Annotated in this window: 16 protein-coding genes; 3 read left to right on the top strand and 13 right to left on the bottom strand. The window is 59.2% G+C overall.

Annotation, left to right across the window (positions count from 1 at the left end):
* Positions 1 to 195 precede the first annotated feature (195 nt).
* The 9 genes from mqnE to IEW09_RS12860 form a co-directional block, all read right to left on the bottom strand.
* A complete protein-coding gene (gene mqnE, locus IEW09_RS12900; protein ID WP_188554628.1) occupies positions 196 to 1,347 on the bottom strand; it encodes an aminofutalosine synthase MqnE in 1,152 nt (383 codons plus the stop codon).
* A 68-nt stretch (positions 1,348 to 1,415) separates the two neighbouring features.
* The gene (locus IEW09_RS12895) at positions 1,416 to 3,473 is read right to left on the bottom strand and encodes a sialidase family protein (RefSeq protein ID WP_188554627.1); all 2,058 of its coding nucleotides are present in this window, start codon (positions 3,471 to 3,473) and stop codon (positions 1,416 to 1,418) included.
* A gap of 116 nt (positions 3,474 to 3,589) precedes the next feature.
* Complete coding sequence (locus IEW09_RS12890; protein ID WP_188554626.1) at positions 3,590 to 5,212, bottom strand: OmpA family protein; 1,623 nt, start codon at positions 5,210 to 5,212, stop codon at positions 3,590 to 3,592.
* A 213-nt stretch (positions 5,213 to 5,425) separates the two neighbouring features.
* On the bottom strand, positions 5,426 to 6,043 hold the full coding sequence (locus IEW09_RS12885; RefSeq protein ID WP_188554625.1) for an NADH-quinone oxidoreductase subunit B: 618 nt from the start codon (positions 6,041 to 6,043) through the stop codon (positions 5,426 to 5,428).
* A gap of 138 nt (positions 6,044 to 6,181) precedes the next feature.
* Positions 6,182 to 8,836 (bottom strand): [protein-PII] uridylyltransferase, encoded by a 2,655-nt coding sequence (gene glnD, locus IEW09_RS12880; protein ID WP_188554624.1) that lies wholly within the window; start codon positions 8,834 to 8,836, stop codon positions 6,182 to 6,184.
* Positions 8,837 to 8,904: 68 nt separating this feature from the next.
* Positions 8,905 to 9,243, bottom strand: a complete 339-nt coding sequence (locus tag IEW09_RS12875) for a P-II family nitrogen regulator (RefSeq protein ID WP_188554623.1) — start codon at positions 9,241 to 9,243, stop codon at positions 8,905 to 8,907.
* A 50-nt stretch (positions 9,244 to 9,293) separates the two neighbouring features.
* Positions 9,294 to 10,718: an ammonium transporter gene (locus IEW09_RS12870; RefSeq protein WP_188554622.1), complete on the bottom strand. Its 1,425-nt coding sequence runs from the start codon at positions 10,716 to 10,718 to the stop codon at positions 9,294 to 9,296.
* Positions 10,719 to 10,914: 196 nt separating this feature from the next.
* A complete protein-coding gene (locus IEW09_RS12865; RefSeq protein ID WP_229739299.1) occupies positions 10,915 to 11,235 on the bottom strand; it encodes a hypothetical protein in 321 nt (106 codons plus the stop codon).
* Complete coding sequence (locus tag IEW09_RS12860) at positions 11,207 to 12,094, bottom strand: alpha/beta hydrolase (RefSeq protein ID WP_229739298.1); 888 nt, start codon at positions 12,092 to 12,094, stop codon at positions 11,207 to 11,209. Before IEW09_RS12860 ends, IEW09_RS12865 begins: the two co-directional genes overlap by 29 nt.
* 188 nt (positions 12,095 to 12,282) lie before the next feature.
* Between IEW09_RS12860 and IEW09_RS12855 the strand changes: the two genes are divergently transcribed.
* From IEW09_RS12855 to IEW09_RS12845, 3 genes are all read left to right on the top strand, one after another.
* Positions 12,283 to 12,894, top strand: a complete 612-nt coding sequence (locus IEW09_RS12855; protein WP_188554620.1) for a D-sedoheptulose 7-phosphate isomerase — start codon at positions 12,283 to 12,285, stop codon at positions 12,892 to 12,894.
* 89 nt (positions 12,895 to 12,983) lie between these two features.
* Positions 12,984 to 13,379 (top strand): large conductance mechanosensitive channel protein MscL, encoded by a 396-nt coding sequence (gene mscL, locus IEW09_RS12850; protein ID WP_188554619.1) that lies wholly within the window; start codon positions 12,984 to 12,986, stop codon positions 13,377 to 13,379.
* 27 nt (positions 13,380 to 13,406) lie between these two features.
* Positions 13,407 to 15,620 (top strand): M28 family metallopeptidase, encoded by a 2,214-nt coding sequence (locus tag IEW09_RS12845; protein ID WP_188554618.1) that lies wholly within the window; start codon positions 13,407 to 13,409, stop codon positions 15,618 to 15,620.
* Positions 15,621 to 15,626: 6 nt separating this feature from the next.
* Here the strand turns inward: IEW09_RS12845 and IEW09_RS12840 are convergent, their stop codons facing one another.
* From IEW09_RS12840 to IEW09_RS12825, 4 genes are all read right to left on the bottom strand, one after another.
* Positions 15,627 to 16,784, bottom strand: a complete 1,158-nt coding sequence (locus tag IEW09_RS12840; protein ID WP_188554617.1) for a trans-sulfuration enzyme family protein — start codon at positions 16,782 to 16,784, stop codon at positions 15,627 to 15,629.
* 115 nt (positions 16,785 to 16,899) lie between these two features.
* Positions 16,900 to 17,814 carry a cysteine synthase A gene (gene cysK, locus IEW09_RS12835; RefSeq protein WP_188555238.1) on the bottom strand — a complete coding sequence of 305 codons (915 nt, stop codon included), beginning with the start codon at positions 17,812 to 17,814 and terminating at the stop codon, positions 16,900 to 16,902.
* The gene (locus IEW09_RS12830; RefSeq protein WP_188554616.1) at positions 17,814 to 18,953 is read right to left on the bottom strand and encodes a VWA domain-containing protein; all 1,140 of its coding nucleotides are present in this window, start codon (positions 18,951 to 18,953) and stop codon (positions 17,814 to 17,816) included. Before IEW09_RS12830 ends, cysK begins: the two co-directional genes overlap by 1 nt.
* Positions 18,937 to 19,935 carry a VWA domain-containing protein gene (locus IEW09_RS12825; protein ID WP_188555237.1) on the bottom strand — a complete coding sequence of 333 codons (999 nt, stop codon included), beginning with the start codon at positions 19,933 to 19,935 and terminating at the stop codon, positions 18,937 to 18,939. The genes IEW09_RS12830 and IEW09_RS12825 overlap by 17 nt, the downstream gene beginning before the upstream one ends.
* Between the last annotated feature and the right edge of the window lie 80 nt (positions 19,936 to 20,015).

Below are 20,015 nucleotides of genomic sequence, written 5' to 3'. Positions count from 1 at the left end.
CAAAGCAAGAAAAATTGATGGATTTTCTATGGGAAATGGCGAAGACCGCGACTTTTTAGGAAAAACTTTTCCTGCAATCTATTACAAGAATGTAAAAGATTTGCAGAGATGCTAATGAGCGCACTACGTAAGGCGCGAGAGCGCATCTGTACTTTGGTCTGTAGTTGCGCCCGCTTTTACTGATCCGGCCTCTGCTTAGACGGCAACGGTAAACGTGTCTTCGCTTCGCGTCACAGCCCGGTACAGGGTGTCACGCTCGAAGGGCACACGACCCGCCTCGGTAATCAGGCGGATGAGGTCAGCGCGGCGCATACCCTGCGGAGTCGTCGCTCCAGCCTCATGATAGATCTTCTCTTCGACGACAGTGCCGTCGATATCGTCAGCTCCGAAGCGCAACGCGATCTGCGCCATCTTCGGCGACACCATCTGCCAGTAGCTCTTGATGTGGGAGAAGTTGTCGAGCATCAGGCGACCGATAGCGATCTGCTTGATGTCGAGCACACCGGTCGTGCGCGGAATATGCGCAAGCGCGGTGTGGTCAGGATGAAACGCCAAAGGAATAAAGGTCTGGAAGCCGCCAGTCTCATCCTGCACGGCGCGCAGTCTCACCATGTGGTCGACACGATCTTCGTCGTTCTCAACGTGGCCGTAGAGCATGGTCGCGTTGGAGCGCAGCCCCAACTGGTGGGCCGTCTTGGCAGTCTCCAGCCACTCGCCGCCGTCGATCTTGTGATCGCAGATGATGTGCCGGACGCGATCGGCAAAGATCTCTGCTCCGCCACCAGGCATGGAGTCGACCCCTGCGTCCTTCATGCGCTGCAAGGTCTCAGGAATGGTCATCTTGCCACGCTTGGCGAGAAATGCAACCTCGACCATCGTGAACGCCTTGATGTGGACCTTGGGAAAGCGCTGCTTGAGCCCACGCACCAGGTCCATGAAGTATTCAAATGGCAGGTCGGGGTGCAGTCCGCCGACGATATGAAACTCAGTGATAGCCTCGGAGTACCCGGAGCCGGCCGTCTCCCACGCCTCTTCAAGCGCCATGGTGTAGGTTCCGACCTCGCCCTTCTTGCGCCCAAAGGCGCATAGGCGGCAGGAGGCAACGCAGACGTTGGTGGGGTTGATGTGGCGATTGACGTTGAAGTAAGCCAGATCGCCGTGCAGCCGTTCGCGAACGAGGTTAGCCAGCCAGCCGATCGCCAGAATGTCGCCGCTGCGATAGAGGGTGACACCGTCATCAAAGCTGAGCCGTTCGCCACGCTGCACCTTCTCCGCGATGGGGAGAAGAGAAGCATCGTCTGTCTGAAAAGAGTGTCGCGAGCGCGCTGCTGCCGATGAAAGGCTCATCCTTCGATTCTATCCCTTCTAGAGCAGGTTTTCCTGTAACAGGACTCTGAAGGGCAGATCATGCCGGTCTAAGGCCGGGCGATGATCGCCGGTTTTGCGGATGTCTCCGGCGTGGTCGATGCCTCGGTGTTGCTGGACACCTCTTTTGAAGCCACCATGCGCGGCTGCACCACGATGCCGTCAAACAGGGTTGCCCCTACCAGATGATCTCCGACGGGACGGGCCATCCGAAGCGACCAGCCTGCGTTCCAGTACTGCACTTTTCTGTCGGGCAGATGCACGGCATAGACAATCGTGTTTTTGTTATTGGCCGTAATCAGAATGCGCTGTTCTCGCGCATCGTAGAAGAGATTGGTGACATCGTGGATGGAGAATCGGCTCATGGTGTGCCAGGTCGCGCCCTCGTCTTCGGAGAAGAAGACGCCTTCGCGGCCACCCACCCACAGCCCGCCGACCCCATCGACTGCCACAGCGGCAAGCTGTGTCACTGGGGAAGGCAGGTTTACCGTCTTCCACTTCCTACCGTTATCCATCGAGAGCGAGACGCTATTCAAATCGGCTACTGCCGCCATCGACCGCGCAGCGGCGACATACCGCCAGCTCTGACGCCCCAGTCCGGGTGTTAGCTCCCAGTTCTGGCCCGCAGTTACACTCTGCAACAAGCCATCTGTGGTGGCGGCATAAAGTGTATCGCCCGACCTCGCGATTGCATTGACGCTGCCGTCGAAGGGGTCTGCGTGAGGATGCCGAGGAGAAACAACTGCCCTGCCCAGCCGTCGAGCGCCTGGCCTCTTTGTCGGTATCGGGCTTACAGCCTGAAGGCTCACGTCATCGACCCGGCTCCATAGTTGTCCCTGAAGCCGATAGAGACCATGGGCAGTACCCGCAATGATCGTTCCGTCTGAGGCTTGCCCGAGGCTGAAGACATCGCTGCCGTTGAGGCCAGCGCTGAGCTGGCTCCATGTCAGTCCGCCATTGTTGCTGACGAAGACGCCACCCCACTCCTTATCGTTGACCACGCCGACATAGATGGTCGCCGGATGCTCGTCATCCTGCACATAGGCCACGATCTGGCGCGAGGAGAAGCCGCTATTCGAAGGCAGGAAGCTCATGCCTCCATCGTTGCTGGCCAGTACACCGCCCCGGTCCGTCGCCAGAAGAACGCGGTTCGAGTCTGCCGGGTCGACATACACATCATTGACAATCACGTCAGGCTCGGTCGTACGCAGCCATGATTTGCCGGAGTCGCTCGAGCGGAACAAGCCCTCTGTGGTTCCTGCGAAGACGATGTTCAGGTGCTGCGGGTCCTGCATCAGCACACGGGTTCTGCGAGCAGTGGAAGGAATACCCTGTATCTTCTGGAACTTGAGGCCCTGATCTTCGCTCTTGTAGATGCCGGAGCAGGCACTGGCGTAGACAGTAGCTGGCTGTTTGGGATCGACGATGATCGAGAATACATCAGAGTCGTCGATGATGCCTTCTTTGATGTTCTTCCAGTGCTCTCCACCGTCGGTCGTCTTCCATGGCAGGTGCCAGGTTCCGGCGTAGATAATTTGCGGGTTGACTGGGTCGATGGCTATCGATTCGACTTCATGCAGTTCTTTGCTACCTTCGGGGCTGATGAGTTTCCAGTGAACACCACTGTCGCTTGACTGGTATACCCCAAGCAACGTTCCAGCAACAATGATCTTTGGATTGGACGGAGAGGCGGCCAGAGCAAGTATGTACTGGCCTTTCATATCACTATTGCCAGTCCAGGTGATGCCGCCGTCGTTGCTGCTATAGAGGCCTCCGTCGCGACTACCCGGTACCCAGGCACCCACCAAAATATGCTTAGGGTTTGATTCGTCCAGGACAACCGAATCCAGCGCCAAATTATTGCGTCCACCCACAAGAGCCAGTCGTTTCCAATCCTTGCCGCGATTATGGGACTCATAGAGCCAGCCATTCATAGTGCCGAGGTACAGATGCGAAGGATCCTGCGGATCGGCTGTCAATGATCGAGCGTCCCCACCATCCGGGCCAAACGGCAACCAGGTGACTGCGTTGCCACGCAGGCTGGTGAAGGCAAGAAACAATACAAGGAAAAAGATTTGCAATCTGTAGCGTCGGGTCAACGTATTCATCCAGTTCTACAAGTTCAATGTTATAAGCATAAGCCGTAGCGCGATAATCGCGCTCAACACAAAGGCTGACTGGGAATCATCCCAGTCAGCCTTTGGCTTAGGTTACATGCTCGTGGTTACTTCTTGTGGCGACGAGCATGGTGCCGGACAGGAGCCGCAAGTGCGCTCTCATCGACAGCGGTGATACCAGTGCTGTCCATGGTGGCGCCGGCAGGGATGAGGGTCGTCGTCACAGTCTTACCGTCCTGAGTACCGGTGTAGACCGAGATACGGCTGGCATCAATGCCCTTCTCCTTGACCAGGTAGTCCTTGGTGTTGACAGCGCGCTCAGCAGCGAGCTTCGGACCGTGCTTCTCGGTGCTGGCGGCATTGCCGACGAGTGCGAGCTTCGCATCCGACGACTGCTGCAGCTTGAGGGACACGTCATCGAGGCAGGCCTTACCTTCGTTGTCGACACGGACCGGGCGGCGCTTGTCACGCTCGAAGTTGACCGAGCAGAGGCTGCTGACCGTAGGTGCCGGCGGCGGTGGCGGCGCGGCGATGGTGACGCTGGTGGTGGACGATGCAGTCTGACCCTTATCGTCAACCACGTTGCAGGTGACGGTAATGGTGCCAGGTGCTGCGCCGGCGGTGCTCAAGGTTGCCGTGTTGCCGTTGCCGCTGACCGAACCCTCGGTGGCGCTGTAGCTATAGGTCAGAGGACGGTTCTGCGGGCTGACGCCTTCTGCCGTAATCGTGGAAGAATCTCCAGGATTCAAGGTGGAAGGATTGGCCGAGCAGCTGATGGTTGGCGGCTGGAAGGCTTCGACCGTGTACTGGGCCGAGCAATCTGCCATCTGGCCAGGCTTGTTGCCCTCGGTTACGTGGCCCTTGGCCGTGTAGGTTCCGGGAGCAGCATTCTTGGTGTCGATGTTGGCAACGTTGGAGGTGCCGGTGATCGTGCCGCCGTCAGCAGTCCAGCTGTAGGTGGCCGTCTTCTTGGGGTTGAGGTTCAGAGCGGTGCCGGTGACGGTCAGAGGATCGCCAGGGTAGCCCTGTGCAGGCGAGACCGCGCAGGAGTAGGTGACAGGCGGCGGCGGAATGACATGGCCGAAGTGCGTCACGATACCGGTGCTGAGATCCACGCCGCTGAGGTTCGCGCGACCACCCATGACGCCGCCCGTCGGGGGAGGTGTGTAGGGGCCGAAGCTGGTGTGAATATAGCGATAGTCTGCTTCGAAGAGACGAAGCGAGAAGCGGTTGTTGAGGAACGGCAGATCATAGTCCATGCCGCCACCGGCCGTCAGGGTCGGGCCCCAGGTGTAGGGCTCGTGGTACGGGAAGGGGGCTTCGCTGTTCGGGCCGCCCAGCTTGGCGCCGCCGACCAGGCCATGCGCGAAGAGGGTGAAGTTCTGCATCGGTGCGCGGAAGATCGGACCAGCGGAGGCCGAGTACAGGCCGTCGTTGTTGCCGTCCGGGTGCGCAACGAAGTTTGCCTCGGCACCGAAGTACTTATTGAAGTAGTAAGCGCCGCTACCAATGGCCCCGAGATCGATCGAAGAATAGTTAATTCCCGCAGGCTTTACCTGTCCATGGGCTCCGAAGTACGAGTAACCGGTGAAGACATCCACTCGCGAAGGGTTAGGCCCCATCGGGGCGGTTGTGCTGGGCGTCTGTGCGCCCAGAGTGGCTACTCCAAGGCTGACTGCACATGCAGCCAGTACGAACCGGCCAACACTACGAAACGGGCGATGAACCATTGAACTTCCTCCGCTAAAAATCTTTCATTTTGCAAGCCTATTGGCTCGTTTAGTTTAGTTCGATTCAGTACAGCTTACGTTGGTTGTGAGCCGTACCAGTTTAAAAGCTACTTTCGGCTACTATCTTTTCAATACTTTACCAGCCGTAATTCTTAAAAGACCCTAGATATCTCCCGGAATGAACCTTGCAAGTAATCAGCTGTAAACCTTGAATCACGCCAAATTAAGAGTCTTTTTCAGCGAGCCGCGCTCGTGCTGAATCTTCTCCTGCAATAACGTGATGGCATACAGCAACTGCTCCGGACGCGGTGGGCACCCGGGAACATAAATGTCGACAGGGATCACCTGATTGACACCCTGCAACAAAGCATAATTATTGAAGACACCGCCCGAAGTGGCACATGCCCCCATAGATATAACCCATTTAGGTTCAGGCATTTGCTCATAGAGGCGACGAATAACAGGCGCCATCTTCTGCGAGACGCGACCGGCAATAATCATCAGGTCGCTCTGACGCGGCGAGGGGCGAAATACCTCCGCTCCAAAGCGGGCGATGTCGTATCGCGAACCGCCCATCGACATCATCTCGATGGCGCAGCAGGCGAGGCCAAACGTCATGGGCCAGATGGAGTTCTTTCTCACCCAATTAAGGGCTCCGTCGAGCGACGCCAGAACGATGCCCTCCGGCTGGTCATACCCCCAGCTCACCTCTTCCAGCTTCTCCTGGTTTTTGCCAAAGCTGTCCAGGCTGCCGAAGATATAGCGATCATTCTTTTGCGGAACCGCAGTCGGACGGCCGCTGCTCGTTGTTTCGTTGGCTGCTGTACTCATATATCTAATAATAAAACCGATGTCGCCCGACGACGACATTTTTCATGTGATTGGCAAATATTTGCACAAACTAGGTCAAAGCAATCTGGTGAGACGCCGCTAAACCTACCTAGGTTGCTCGGTTACCGAAAAAATATCTCAAGAACGAGCATTTTCTTCTATCGCCCGCAACAAAGCTTCCCGAAGCGCCCGTTCCTCGTCCTGATTCAGCTTCGCACCCTTGCGAGTCAGGTAGAAGACGTCGATCGCCGTCTCTCCCTCCGTATCGACCAATGCCACCTCAATATTGCAGTTTTGTCGTGCCAACGTCAGGCTAAGTGCATGCAGCAGCCCGGTCGTATCCTGCGCGACTACTTCAAGGAGCGTGCTGTGCGATGACGCAGCATCGTCAAATTCGATGCGCGACTCCACAACAACCTTCGGCACCTTGCGCCTTCCCCGCCTGCGTCCGCTCAGCAGTTTTTCGACTGACAACGCGCCGGTCATTACCTCGTGGACACTCTTTACGAACGTCTCGTGCTCGGAGGCATTCATCTCCAGAGTGCGGAAGCTGTCGGTAAAACGAAAGCTGTCAACAACAACGCCGTGCCGGTTCGAGAACGCGTCGGCAGTCACGATATTCATGCCCCACGCCGCCAGCGCTCCCGTCATATTTGCAAATAGCAGCGCCCGATCCGGAGTCACCAGGGTCAGCTCGCTCACCCCCGGCGCATAGCGAAAGTCCAGTTGCACCGCATCCTCAGAAAATCTCTGGAACCGCTGAAAGTTGGCCCTGATCTGCTCCGGCGTCCGCGTCAGCACATACCGCTCGGGAAAGCCATCCAGATACTCGGCGACCGCTGCCTTCTGACCCGGCAGCAAGGCGGAGACGCGATGCACCAGCTCGCTCTCCTCCTGCGCGCCGACGCGGTCCTCATCGACGTTGCGGTCGAGGTAGTTCGACGTCGCAATGTAGAGCCGCCACAGGTTCTCCGCCTTCCACGGTGTCAACGCATCGGGATGCACGGCATTGATATCGGCATAGGTAAACAGCGCCAGCATCCGCAGCGCTTCCGGCGTCTGCACCTTGCCGGCAAAGGCGCGCACCGTCTGCCGGTCAAAGATATCGCGGCGCATGGCCAGCGACATCTCCAGATGGTTCTCGATCAGGCTGCTCACCAGATCGCTCTCATACGAATCCAGCTCCAGCCGCTCCAGCACGCCCCGCGCCATGGTCATGCTCTCTTTGGCATGATCGTCCGTGCTGCGGCCCTTGCCGGTGTCGTGCATCAGCGCTGCCAGATAAAGCAGTCCGGGGTGAGGAAGCTCGCGCAGCAGCCGCCCGAACTGCGCGGCCCACTCGGCCATCGGGCCCTCCTGCGCGCTCTCCAAACCATGCAGCGTATCGATCAGCACAAAAGTGTGCTCGTCCACCGTGTAGCGGTGATAGGCATCGCGGATGACCAACGCATCGATGCCGTGAAACTCCGGAATTAGAAGCTCCAGCACGCCCAGCACATGCATCGTGCGTAACGCGTCTCCGGCGTAGCGTCCGGTCAGGATGCGTTGCAGATGCTGCCACAACGCCGGTCCCTCCTCGAGATGCGCCGAAAGTATCGGCAGCGCGAGCAGCAGCCGCTGCTCCGCCTCTTCTCCCAGCGTACATCCTGTTCGCGCCATGGATTCAAAGACATCCAACACCACATCGGGGTCCTGCGCCGGATCGTGTGCCGGAGCGCCACTTCCGTCGTCCACCAACGCATCCAGTACGATGCGGCCGCGCTCCACACGAAACCCCTGCTGTAACGGCTCCGTGCGCCGCTCTCGTCGCAGCCCCAGCAGCTTCAGGCGGGGCTTGTCCAGAGGAGTCTCTCCCATCATCTGCGAGACGCGCCGTTCGATCCGGCGCGCATGGCGGAAGTAGAAGCGCATCCAGTAGGCTGCATCTGCATTAGGAGGCACGGCGCCATCCATTCCTACGCCTGCCGCTGCCGCCGCATCCTGCGCCTGCCAATCAAGCGAGTTGTCATCGCGCTGGTGCCGGTAGTGCAGAAAACATCGAACCAGCCACAGGAACTCCACCGCCTTGCTGAACTCGCTGTCCTCTTCTACGTTCCCATTACCCACGACGCGACTTGCTGTATCCGAACCAGTTCCGCGCAACAGCGTCATCCAACTGCAGACATGGATATCGCGCAACCCGCCGGGGCAGTCCTTAATATTCGGCTCCAGATGGAAGAGCGTATCTCCGTACTTCGCATGACGCGCCCGCGTCAGCTCCGTCAGCCGGGCCATCAACCCCTTCTGCTCGCGTTGCAGCAGCCTGGGTATGGTCACGGTCGCCAGCTTGCGGTAGAGAAGCGCATCGCCGGTGAGCTGCCGATGGTCCATCAGCGAGACTGCAAACTCGGCGTTCTCCTCGTCGAAGCGCTCGCACTCCGCCAGCTTCCGCGTCGCGGGCGAGATGCGAATCCCCGAGTCCCACATATCCTGGTTGACGCGCCGGATCGCGTCCTTCACGTCCTTCTCGGCCAGCCGTCCGTCCAGCAGAAAGAGCAGGTCGACATCGGAGTAAGGAAATAACTGTCCCCGCCCATATCCGCCAATCGCCACCAGCGCGATGCCCGTCGCCAGCCTGCGGTCGCGCTGGACCTCTTCCGCCCAGAGCCCGCTTGCCAATTCGTCGATGGCCTTCGACCGCGCCGCAATCGTCGCCGCGCCCGATGCCCCCGAATCGAACGCACCGCGAATCTCCAGCATCTTCTTCTGGTATCGCTCGCGCAATTTGCTGCCTGTGGACTCATTTGTGCTCATGCTGTTTTCTCCCTAAAGAAAACCCAAGCCCAGAGAGGCTGCTGAAAAACCTTGCCGGTTACAAATTGTTAAAGCGCAAGCTCGCCGCGCTCATCGTTGCGGATGCGGATCGCCTCATCGATCTTCGACACAAAGATCTTGCCGTCGCCGATGGTGCCGGTACGCGCCGCCGTCGTAATCGCCGTAATGGCCTTGTCGAGCATCTCGTCCTTGACCACTAGTTCCAACTTCACCTTCGGCAACAGGTCGACCGAATACTCCCGGCCACGGTAGAACTCGGTGTGGCCCTTCTGCCGCCCGTGGCCGCGTGCCTCGGTGATCGTCATTCCCTCAACGCCAATGTCCACCAGCGCATCCTTCACCGCGTCCAGCTTCGATGGTTGAATCACCGCTTCAATCTTCTGCATAGCTGTATGTCCTCTCGCGCCTTCAATCTCACTACCATCTCACTGCAATGCTAGTGAGCCCAATCGTATCCTTCTTCGCCGTGTTGCGACAGATCCAACCCGATGCGCTCGTCTTCTTCACTTACCCGCAGGCCAATTGTCTTGTCCACAAGGAACAAAAGGATCAGCGTACCCACAATCGAGATCCCCCACGCCAGCCCAACACCCAGCGCCTGATGGAACAGTTGACGCCAGTTCCCCTCAAGCAACCCGGTAGCTTTGCCTGCACCGAAGATCGGATTGATGGCACTATTCGCGAAGATGCCGGTCAGCAAAGCTCCCAGCGTTCCGCCCGCACCGTGGACACCGAACGCATCCAGCGAATCGTCATAGCCAAACCACGCCTTCACCTTCACGACCATGGTGTAGCAGAAGGCTCCGGCGATCAGGCCGATCCAGATGGCCGACATCGGGGACACAAATCCCGCGGCAGGCGTAATCGCGACCAGACCGGCCACCGCACCTGAGATTGCTCCCAGCGCCGACGGCTTGCCCTGCCGAATCCACTCCACCGCCGACCAGCCAAGCACCGCTGCGGCCGCGCCAAATTGCGTCGCTACAAAGGCCGAGGTTGCCAACGTTCCCGCCGACAGCGCGGAACCCGCGTTGAACCCGAACCAGCCCACCCACAACATACATGCTCCGATAAAGCTCAACACCACCGAGTGCGGCGGCATCGGAATCTTCGGATATCCAATGCGTTTGCCCAGGTAAATCGCCGTCACCAGCGCCGAGACGCCTGAGGTAACGTGCACCACCGTTCCGCCTGCAAAATCAAGGCAAGGCAGCGATCCGGTCGCATTCAAAAATCCGCCCTGGCCCCAGACCATGTGCGCCATTGGGCTGTAGACGACGATCGACCACAGCACCGTGAAGACCACCATTGCCGAAAACTTCATGCGCTCGGCAAACGCTCCGGTGATCAGCGCCGGGGTGATGATGGCAAACATCATCTGATACACCATGAAGGTCTGCAAAGGAATCGTCCCCGCATAGGCCTTGTCCGGCGCCAGCCCCACGCCGTGCAGAAATGCATTGTGCAATCCACCGATAAACGCGTTCCCGCTGCTGAAGGCCAGCGAGTAGGTCAGCAGTCCCCACAGCACCGTGATGATGGCCATCATGGCGAAGGTCTGCATCATCGTTCCCAAAATATTTTTCTTGCGTACAAGGCCGCCGTAAAACAGCGCCAGCCCGGGCCCGCTCATCATCAGCACCAGCGCAGCTGAGACCAGCATCCAGCCGTTGTCCCCTGCCGTCTGGGCCGCGGCAATCGCAGCCGCGTTCTCGTCCGCTCGTTTTTCGAGAGCGGCAATCCGGTCTGTCTGCGCGGTCGCGGGCGTCTGGGCCATCGCGACCGATCCGCACAGGACCGATCCGCCGAAGATCAGGACAAACAAAAATGAAAGAAATACCTTGGCTGCTCGAAGACGCATGTGTCTACCACTCTTTTCAGAATTTGGAGGAACGATGAAAGAGATACTTCGGCAAACCCGCGGTCATGGCGGTGTGAACAAAAACAGCGAACTTCACTACATCATGGGAGCGAAGGCCACATTTTGCACTGATGCATTTAATCTACACAAGATAGCCGGCAACACAAAGCCGTAAATTCATCAACCTGCAACAAATTCAACCTCGCGTAAGTATCTCCCTGACAATCTGTTCCCATTCGCTCCGCAAATCGCTCTTGGCAGTCTCTCTCCCCGCCTGACGATACCAATAAGCCGCATTCCCCAGATCGCCCTCCTTGCGATGCAGATAAGCATGGACCCACGCTCCGTCCGCATCCGGCACGTCCTGGGCAATCTCATGCGCCTTCTGCCAGTCGCCCCGTCCGTCCCACCAGAGAGCGAGCAGAGCCCCCGTGAATTCACTGCTCTCCGCCGCTCGAAACTCCGCAACCGTCATCATCAAATTCCCGTCAATTCCCTGCGGCAGCAGGCGCGGCATAGCCCCGTTCCCGCATCCACTTGATCAGCAGGTCAGGCCATACGCTTAACTGAGGATTTGCTGCCGCCAGCCCTGCCCCATGCGCTCCATGCTGAAACAGGTGCATCTCCGCCGGAACCCCAGCCTTGACCAGCGCGGAGTAGAACATCACGCTGTTCATCACCGGCACCGTGCCGTCGTCTGTCGTCGCGAACAGAAAGGTTGGCGGCGTATCCTTCGTCACCTGCAACTCCGCCGACATCGACTGTTCAAGCGCCGTATCCGGATTGTCTCCCAGCAGATACTGCCGCGAACCGGCGTGGACATAGGGATTCATCATGGTGATCACCGGATAAGCCAGAATCAGAAAATCGGGGCGGCTGCTCTGCCGGTCGATCACGTCAGCAGCACTCGGATTGCCCGCGTCGAAGTGCGTTCCCGCCGTAGCCGTAAGATGTCCGCCTGCCGAAAAGCCCCACATTCCCAGATGGTCCGGAGCGATGCCATACTCCGTCGCACTGGCACGCACCATGCGAATCGCCCGTTGCGCGTCTCCAAGCTCGATGGGGTTGTGATACGTCGGCCCCAGCCGATACTTCAGCACAAATGCTGCAACGCCATGCTCGTTCAACCAGTGCGCGATGTCCGATCCTTCTTTCGTCATCGAAAGATGCTGATAGCCGCCTCCCGGCGCGACCACAACTCCGGTCTTTGTCGCATTCACTCCCGACGGCAGATAGACCGTCAGCGTCGGCTGGTCCACATCCGTCGTCCCCTGCGCTCCCGGAGCCCCCGCGGGCCAAAGCAATAATGTCTTTTCTGTAGTCGCCGCAGGTGCCTGCTGCCCCTGCGCCATTCCAACACCCAATCCGATTGCCAAGACTCCCCCACACACCAGGAATAGCTTTGTCCTCATCCGCTTTACATCTCCTATTGCACCGCGAAGCATCCTATGGCGCAGCGAAGAAATTGTATCTTGCGCCGACTGCGTGCCCAAACATCGCGTGCGTTTACCGGGCGGTATTATTCCCGCGATAAAATCACACATCAGCTTCACCACGGAGACCGATGAAGGAACTCGTTCAAAAGCAACTGGCCCAGTCCATCACCACGATGCAGGCAGTCCTTGCCGACACTGCCATCGTCGAGACCATCGTCAGCATCGGCGAGCTGACAGCCGCAGCCATGAAGGCCGGCAAAAAACTGCTGGTCGCCGGCAACGGCGGCTCTGCGGCGGATGCTCAACACCTCGTCGCCGAGTTTGTCGTTCGCCTCACCGTCAATCGGCCTGCACTGCGGGCCGTTGCGCTCACCACCGACTCGTCGATCCTCACCGCTACCGGCAACGACTTCGGCTTCGATCGTCTCTTTGAGCGCCAGGTCGAGGCACTCGGTCAGCCTGGGGATGTCTTTCTTGGCATCTCCACCTCCGGCAACTCCACCAACATCATCAAGGCCCTTGAACAGGCCCACAAGATGGGCATCACCACCATCGGCTTCAGCGGCAACGGCGGCGGTCAGATGCGGTGCCTCTGCAACTATAACGTCGTCATCCCCTCATCCGTCACGATGAACATCCAGGAGTCTCATCTCGCTCTTGAACATATCTTCTGCATGGTCGTCGAGCGCGCCATGTTCGGCGCCGACTTCGAGACCCGGCCCCAGATATTGAGCGAATAGCTCCTCCAGCACTTGCGCGAACCGAATCATGCTGGCGTATACTCGGCGTGCTTTCTGAACTACAACTTAAGCTTCAAGGAGATCAACCGATGCTAAAAGGCTTTCGCGATTTCGTCCTACGCGGCAACGTGATCGATCTGGCAGTCGCAGTCATTATCGGTGCGGCGTTCACTAACATCGTCGCATCGTTGACCAAGGACATCATCAATCCCTTAATTGCTGCCATCGTCGGCAAGCCGGACTTTTCCTATCTCGTCGCACACGTCAACGGAGGCGCCGTCACCTATGGCAACTTCATCAACGCGGTCATCGCGTTCCTGCTGCTTGCCTTTGTCATCTACTTTTTCCTTGTGCTTCCGACCAACCATCTTCTTGCCAAACTGAAGGGGCCTGAAGCTGCCAGCAACAAGACCTGCGGCGAATGTCTCTCGGAGATTCCTCTCGCCGCGCACCGCTGCAAGTTCTGCGGCCAGCCCGTAGCTTAAAACTGCGAAGTTCGACCTAAGGCCATCATGCCCACGCTCAGCCGTGGGCATCGCCGTATTCCAGATTTTCTGCGCCAACCAATCCCCGCCAAGGCAAATTCGTTGACATCTCCCCGCATACTGGCCTCCCTGTCGCTTCTCGTCGCGCTCGCTCTCCCCGCCCAGCAGCCTGCACCATCCCTCGCTCCGCAACAGGTCTTCGGTTATCGCGACTTCGCCCAGCAAGCCAAGTGGGACGCCGCCTTCATGGCCATCCCCGACGCAAAGCTCGCAGGCGAGCACCTAAAAATCCTCACCGCCGAACCCCACTGGGCCAGCTCCCCCGAAGACTACAAGACTGCCCTCTACGTCGCCGACAAATTCAAAGCTGCCGGTCTCGAAACCACCATCGTTCCCTATAAGGTCCTCCTCAACAAGCCCAAGAGCATCCTTATCGAAGCCTTCGACGCCGACGGCACCAAGCTCATGTCCGGCCCCACTCCCGAGCATGTCGATCCCGCAAAATACGGCGGCGACCCCGGCCAGGACGATCCCCGCATTCTCCCCGCCTTCAACGGATACTCTCCCTCCGGCGATGTCACCGCCCCCGTCGTCTACGCCAACTACGGCACCCTCGCCGACTTCAAAAAGCTCGCCGAACTCGGCGTCAGCGTCAAAGACAAGATCGTCCTCGTCCGCTACGGGCAAAACTTCCGCGGCGTGAAGGTCTACATCGCCCAGCAATATGGAGCCAAGGGCGTCCTCATCTACTCCGACCCCGCCGACGACGGCTACTTCCGCGGCGACTCTTACCCCAAAGGCCCCTATCGCCCAGCCTCCGCAGTCCAGCGCGGCTCGGTACAGTTCCTGCCCATCTATCCCGGCGACCCCGAGACTCCCGGCATAGCCTCCACCCCCGACCTCCCCGACTCGCAGCGCACCAAAGCCCCGATCGATCTGGCCTCCATCCCGTCCAACCCGATCTCGTATAAAGACGCAGAGCCAATTCTCAAAGCACTCGACGGCCCCGAGACGCCCCACGGATGGCAGGGCGCGCTGCCCTTCACCTATCACCTCGGCGGCACCAGCGCAGTGACCGTCCACATGAACATTCAGCAGGACTACGTCCGCCGCACCATCTGGGATGTCATCGGCAAAGTTCCCGGCACCGAGGCAGGAGACAACTGGGTCGTCGCCGGCAACCATCGCGACGCCTGGGTCTACGGCGCCGTCGATCCCAACAGCGGCACCGCCGCCATGCTCGAGACCGTCCACGGCATAGGCGATCTGCTCCAACATGGCTGGAAGCCCAAACGAACTATTCTCTTCGCCAGTTGGGACGCCGAAGAAGAAGGACTCGTCGGCTCCACCGAATGGGTTGAGCAGCACGCGGACGAACTTAGCCACACCGTTGCCTACTTCAACACCGACGTCAGCGTCTCCGGCCCCGACTTCACCGCCGCCGCCGTGCCTTCGCTCAAGCAGTTCGTCCGCGAAGCCACCACAGAAGTCCCCAGCCCCAAAGGCGGCACCGTCTACGATCAATGGAAGAAGACGGAAGAAGCTGGCGCTGAGGACCACGAACATCGGTCCCACTCAGAGAATGCCGTCCCCATCGACAACCTCGGCTCCGGCTCCGACTACACTCCCTTCCTCCAGCACGTCGGCGTGCCCTCCACCGATATCGGCTCCGAAGGCCCCTACGGCGTCTATCACTCCACCTTCGACGACTACAACTGGTTCATCAAGTTCGCCGATCCCACCTTCGTCTACGAGCAGGAGATGGCCCGCGTCTTCGGCCTCGAAGTCCTGCATATGGCCGACACCGACGTGCTGCCCTACGACTATCAGCTCTACGGCAAAGAGACACTAGGCTACCTCGAACACGCACAACGCCACGCCGAAAGAGCCGGCCTGAAACTGGACTTCACCTCCACGCTAGCCGCAGCCCAGCGCTTCGCCGCCGCCGGTGCCGCCATTCGCGTCGCGCAACTTAACCCACCCGCCAATCCCGACCAGCTCAATCAAGTCCTGCGAGCCACCGAGGAAGCCTTTCTGAATCAATCCGGCCTGCCCCATCGTCCCTGGTACAAACACCTCATCTACGCTCCCGGCGAATACACCGGCTACGAGGCCGTAGTCATCCCCGGAGTCAACGAAGCCATCGCAGCCGACGACGCCCCTCGCGCACAATCGCAGCTAACAGCCCTCACCGAAGCCCTCAACCGCGCAGCAGAGATCTTAGAGTCTGCATCGAAATGATGCAGACTACCCCAACCCATCCAAAGCCTGCCCCAGATCCGCAACAATATCCTCCACATCCTCGATCCCCACACTGATCCGCATCAGCCCATCGGTAATTCCCAGCCGCGCCCTGCCCTCCGCACCAACCGCCGCATGAGTCATACTCGCCGGGTGACAGATCAGCGTCTCCACCCCGCCCAAACTCTCCGCCAGATACCCCAGCCGCAAAGCCTTCGCAAAGGCATTCGCCCGCTCCAACGAACCGAGTTCCATCGAGATCATCGACCCGAACCCGCTCTGCTGCCGCTTCGCCAGCTCATACTGCGGATGCTCAGCAAGCCCCGGATAAAAGACCTGCTTTACTGCCTTGTGTCCCTTCAGAAAATCGGCAACCACGCGGCCATTCGCATCATGCTGCTTCATCCGCACCGCCAGCGTCTTCACTCCACGCAACAGCAGATAGCTCTCAAACGGCGACAGAATCCCGCCCGTGCACTTCTGCACAAAACGAAAACGCTCTGCCTGTTCCGGCTTCGTGCAAACCAGCACCCCGCCCAATCCATCCGAGTGCCCATTCAAAAACTTCGTCGTCGAATGCATCACGATGTCCGCACCCAGCGCGATAGGCTGCTGCAAATAAGGCGATAGGAAAGTGTTATCGACACTCAACTCCACTCCGCGCGCATGGCAGATGTCGGCGACGGCGCGAATGTCCGTAATCGCCATCATCGGATTCGTCGGCGTCTCGATATGCACCAGCTTCGTCGCCGGAGTGATCGCCGCCGCGACATTCTCCGCCACACTGCTGTCGACATAGGTAAACGTCAGCCCATAGTTCGTCATCACCTTGTCGAAGAGCCGCCCCGTGCCGCCGTAGACGTTGTCCGAACACACCACATGGTCGCCCGCCTTCATCATGGTGCACATCGCCGTAATCGCAGCCATGCCGCTGGCAAACACATGGGCGCTGGCGCCGCCTTCAAGCGAGCGCAAACTCTCCTCCAGCGCATCCCGCGTCGGATTCGTCAGCCGCGCATACTCATGCCCCTTATTCTTGCCAATCTCTTCCTGCTGATACGTCGAAGTCAGATAGATCGGCACGTTCACCGCACCGGTCAGCTCGTCCGGCTCCTGCCCATCATGAATCGCCCGCGTAGCAAATCCCAGCTTCTTCTCTGCCATGTTCTTTTCCTTTTCAGAATCCAAAAGATACCCCAAGGCTTTAGCCTTGGGTCTCTCAACCGCCCCCAGATAGAGGGGCTTTAGCCCCTGGGGTATGCCTTCACATCCAGCACCTTCACCCCAAAATCCCCTTCGACAGATATCTCTCCGCCGAATCTGGAATCACCGTCACCACCCGTTTCCCTGCACCCAACTCCCGAGCCACCTCCACCGCGGCATGCAACATCGCTCCCGCGCTCGATCCAGCAAAGACACCCTCTTCCGCGGCCAGCCGTTTCACCATCGCGAACGCATCGTCATCCATCACCTTGATGATCCGGTCGCAAACGCTGCGGTCAAACGTAACCGGAACAAACGTCACCCCAATCCCTTCAACCTTATGCTTCCCCGGCTCACCGCCCTGCAATATGCTGCCCTGTGGCTCGACCGCGACATTCACCACCGATGGCCGATGCGCCTTCAAAAATCGCGCCACGCCGGTAAACGTCCCCGCCGACCCAACCCCCGAAACCCAGGCGTCGACACGGCCCTCCATCTGCTCCCAGATCTCAACCGCAGTCGTCTGCTCGTGAAAATCCGGATTCGCCGGATTCTCAAACTGCAACGCCGCAAACGCGTCCTCGGTCTCGGCCTCGTACTCCAGCGCCCGCCGAATTGCGCCAGCCATCCCTTCGGCCTCAGGAGTCCGCACCACCGTAGCTCCCAGCCCACGCATCAGGATGCACTTCTCCTCGGCAAATCCCTCCGGCACGTACAGCATCACCTTGTAGCCGCGATTCACGCCGATCAGCGCCAGCCCCACGCCGGTATTGCCCGCCGTCGCCTCCACAATCGTCGACCCCTGCCGCAGCACCCCACGCCGCTCCGCATCCAGAACAATCCCCAGCGCAGCCCGATCTTTAATGCTGCCACCCGGATTCAGAAACTCCAGCTTGGCCCATATCTCCGCGCCGCCCGCCGGGCTCAGACGCCCCAGCCGCACCATCGGCGTCTGCCCCACCAGATCGATAATGCTCTCCGCAACCCGCATCACTGCTGTCGCTTCCCCGGATCGGTCAAGCCCTTCTCACTCTTCGTCTCATCCGCCACCTTGGGGAAGTACCCGGCCCGCGTCCGCACCGATAGCCTGCTGAACCCCTTCTCCTTGGCCTCGACATGCACCTGCCGGTATCCGCCCAGTGTCGGCGACTTAGTCGAGTGATACGCAATCGTATATTGCGTCCGGATATCTTTTGCGACCTCGGCCGCAATCTCGTCCACATCCTGCACCGACTTGGGGAAGTAAGCCACCCCGCCCGTCTCCTCCGACAGCGCCTCCAGCACCCTGCGCGCATGACGCGCCTCACGCTTGTCCGTATCCTGCCCAAACAGCAGACCAATGCTGTAGATCACCGGCCCGTCGATATCCTGAATCCTGCGAATCGTCTGCTCCAGTGTCGCCGTCGAGGCATTGTCCTCGCCGTCCGTAATCACCAGCAGCACCTGCTTGGGATGCTTCGCATTCTTCGCCGTGTAGTCCGCCGAGGCCACCAGCGCGTCATAAAGCGCCGTTCCGCCGCTGGACTTGATATAGTCCAATCCCTTCTGCAGCTTATTAATGTCGCTGGTAAAGTCCTGGTCGATGAACGCCTCCCACGAGAAGTCCACTACGAACGCCTCATCCTCCGGGTTCGACAACTTCACCAGATCGAGCGAAGCCTCTTCGACCGCTGCACGCTTGTCGTACATCGACCCCGAACTGTCGATCAAAATTCCCAGCGAGACCGGCAAATCCTCATGCCGGAACGACGAGATCGTCTGCGGAACCCCATCTTCGTAGACATGAAAAGCATCTTTCGTCAGCGTCTGGATCGAGCGTCCGCTGCCATCCACCACAGTCGCATTAAGACGCACCTCATACGCATTCTCGCGAAGCGTATACGCTCCGTGCGCGCCCTTCTCAATCGTCTGCTGCGGAATCCCCTGCGGCGCTCCCTCTGCCGGAGCGGCCTGCGTCTCCGGGTCCGGCGACGGCACCGGGTCGCGGTCCACCGTAAGCGGCGGTTGAGCGGTGCTCTGCGATTGCGCAGTCGAAGCCTTTTGAGCCCACGCACCCACCGTGCCAGCTCCCACCATCAACATTCCTGCCGCCAACGCCAGCGGCCAAAACCGGTTACTCCGAAGGTGCATAGTACCCCTGGCGATTGTGCACCGTCAGCGGGGGAAGCCCCGGCGGTGGAAGCAATCGTACCTTCAATTTACGCCAGTTCCCATCACGTTTCAGCACCGATGGCGTATATCCGATGACATATTCGTTCCGCAGCTCCGCGCTGATCCGTGCAGCGATATCTCCCAGCTCCGACACATCGTTCACACGAAACATCCTGCCGCCGGTAGCATCGCACATATCCGCCAACAGCAACGGCCCCAGTTGTTCCTCGGGAGTCGGCGCATACGCGTCGAATATCCCAATCGAATAGATCTGCACATCGCTCTCCCGCACCGCCCGCCGCAGCTCGCCCTCCGTATACCGGCTACGGTTGTCGCCGCCGTCGGAAATAATCAGCAGCGCCTTGCGGTCGTACTTCGCCTCTTTCAGCTTGTCCACCGCCAGATAGACCGCATCGATCAGTGCCGTCCGCTTCTCCGGCTTCAGCATCACCATCCGCGCCTCAACATCGTCCACCTCCGAGGTGTAGTCAACGATCACCGCTGGCCGGTCGTTGAACCCCACCACAAAAAACTCGTCCTTCGGGTTTGACGTACGCAGAAACTCCGTCAGCGCCTTTTGTGAGCGCATGAACTTCGACTCCATGCTGCCGCTCAGATCAAAGACCACCCCAATCGACACCGGAGCGTCATCGGTCGAAAAGCTCTTGATCGTCTGCCCCACGTTGTCGTCGAAGATCTGAAAGTTCTCCTTGTCCAGCCCCGTCACCAGACGGTTCATCGGGTCGGTCACCGTCATCGGAACCAGCACCAGGTTCACGTCCACGCGAATCCGCGAGTTTCGGCGCGAAGTAGCGTGGGCGGCCACATTCTCAGCGCCTTCCACCACCGGCTTCGCATCTTCCGGCGACTTCTTCGGCGGAGGCGGTGCCGGCGTCTGCACCTGGTCCAGCGGATTCTCCTGCGCCCATCCCACACCGCCCCAACCCAGAGCACAAAGCATCAAGATCGAAACGGCAATCCCTCGTTTCACCCAACAACCAAACGCAGCGTCTGCACCCGGCATATCAGTACCCGTACCTT

Source organism: Edaphobacter dinghuensis, assembly GCF_014640335.1.
GTDB lineage: Bacteria > Acidobacteriota > Terriglobia > Terriglobales > Acidobacteriaceae > Edaphobacter > Edaphobacter dinghuensis.
The sequence above is the reverse complement of the archived record's forward strand: the minus strand, read 5'-3'. Positions and strand labels throughout refer to the sequence as shown.

What these genes read in the sequence shown, in the direction of transcription:
- IEW09_RS12845 (WP_188554618.1), top strand. Translation starts at nt 13,407, where the DNA reads ATGCCCACGCTCAGCCGTGGGCATCGCCGTATTCCAGATTTTCTGCGC.
- IEW09_RS12855 (WP_188554620.1), top strand. Translation starts at nt 12,283, where the DNA reads ATGAAGGAACTCGTTCAAAAGCAACTGGCCCAGTCCATCACCACGATG.
- cysK (WP_188555238.1), bottom strand. Translation starts at nt 17,814, where the DNA reads ATGCGGGTTGCGGAGAGCATTATCGATCTGGTGGGGCAGACGCCGATG.
- IEW09_RS12865 (WP_229739299.1), bottom strand. Translation starts at nt 11,235, where the DNA reads ATGCCGCGCCTGCTGCCGCAGGGAATTGACGGGAATTTGATGATGACG.
- IEW09_RS12895 (WP_188554627.1), bottom strand. Translation starts at nt 3,473, where the DNA reads ATGAATACGTTGACCCGACGCTACAGATTGCAAATCTTTTTCCTTGTA.
- glnD (WP_188554624.1), bottom strand. Translation starts at nt 8,836, where the DNA reads ATGAGCACAAATGAGTCCACAGGCAGCAAATTGCGCGAGCGATACCAG.
- IEW09_RS12840 (WP_188554617.1), bottom strand. Translation starts at nt 16,784, where the DNA reads ATGGCAGAGAAGAAGCTGGGATTTGCTACGCGGGCGATTCATGATGGG.
- IEW09_RS12890 (WP_188554626.1), bottom strand. Translation starts at nt 5,212, where the DNA reads ATGGTTCATCGCCCGTTTCGTAGTGTTGGCCGGTTCGTACTGGCTGCA.
- mscL (WP_188554619.1), top strand. Translation starts at nt 12,984, where the DNA reads ATGCTAAAAGGCTTTCGCGATTTCGTCCTACGCGGCAACGTGATCGAT.
- IEW09_RS12875 (WP_188554623.1), bottom strand. Translation starts at nt 9,243, where the DNA reads ATGCAGAAGATTGAAGCGGTGATTCAACCATCGAAGCTGGACGCGGTG.
- IEW09_RS12830 (WP_188554616.1), bottom strand. Translation starts at nt 18,953, where the DNA reads ATGCACCTTCGGAGTAACCGGTTTTGGCCGCTGGCGTTGGCGGCAGGA.
- IEW09_RS12870 (WP_188554622.1), bottom strand. Translation starts at nt 10,718, where the DNA reads ATGCGTCTTCGAGCAGCCAAGGTATTTCTTTCATTTTTGTTTGTCCTG.
- mqnE (WP_188554628.1), bottom strand. Translation starts at nt 1,347, where the DNA reads ATGAGCCTTTCATCGGCAGCAGCGCGCTCGCGACACTCTTTTCAGACA.
- IEW09_RS12825 (WP_188555237.1), bottom strand. Translation starts at nt 19,935, where the DNA reads ATGCTTTGTGCTCTGGGTTGGGGCGGTGTGGGATGGGCGCAGGAGAAT.
- IEW09_RS12885 (WP_188554625.1), bottom strand. Translation starts at nt 6,043, where the DNA reads ATGAGTACAGCAGCCAACGAAACAACGAGCAGCGGCCGTCCGACTGCG.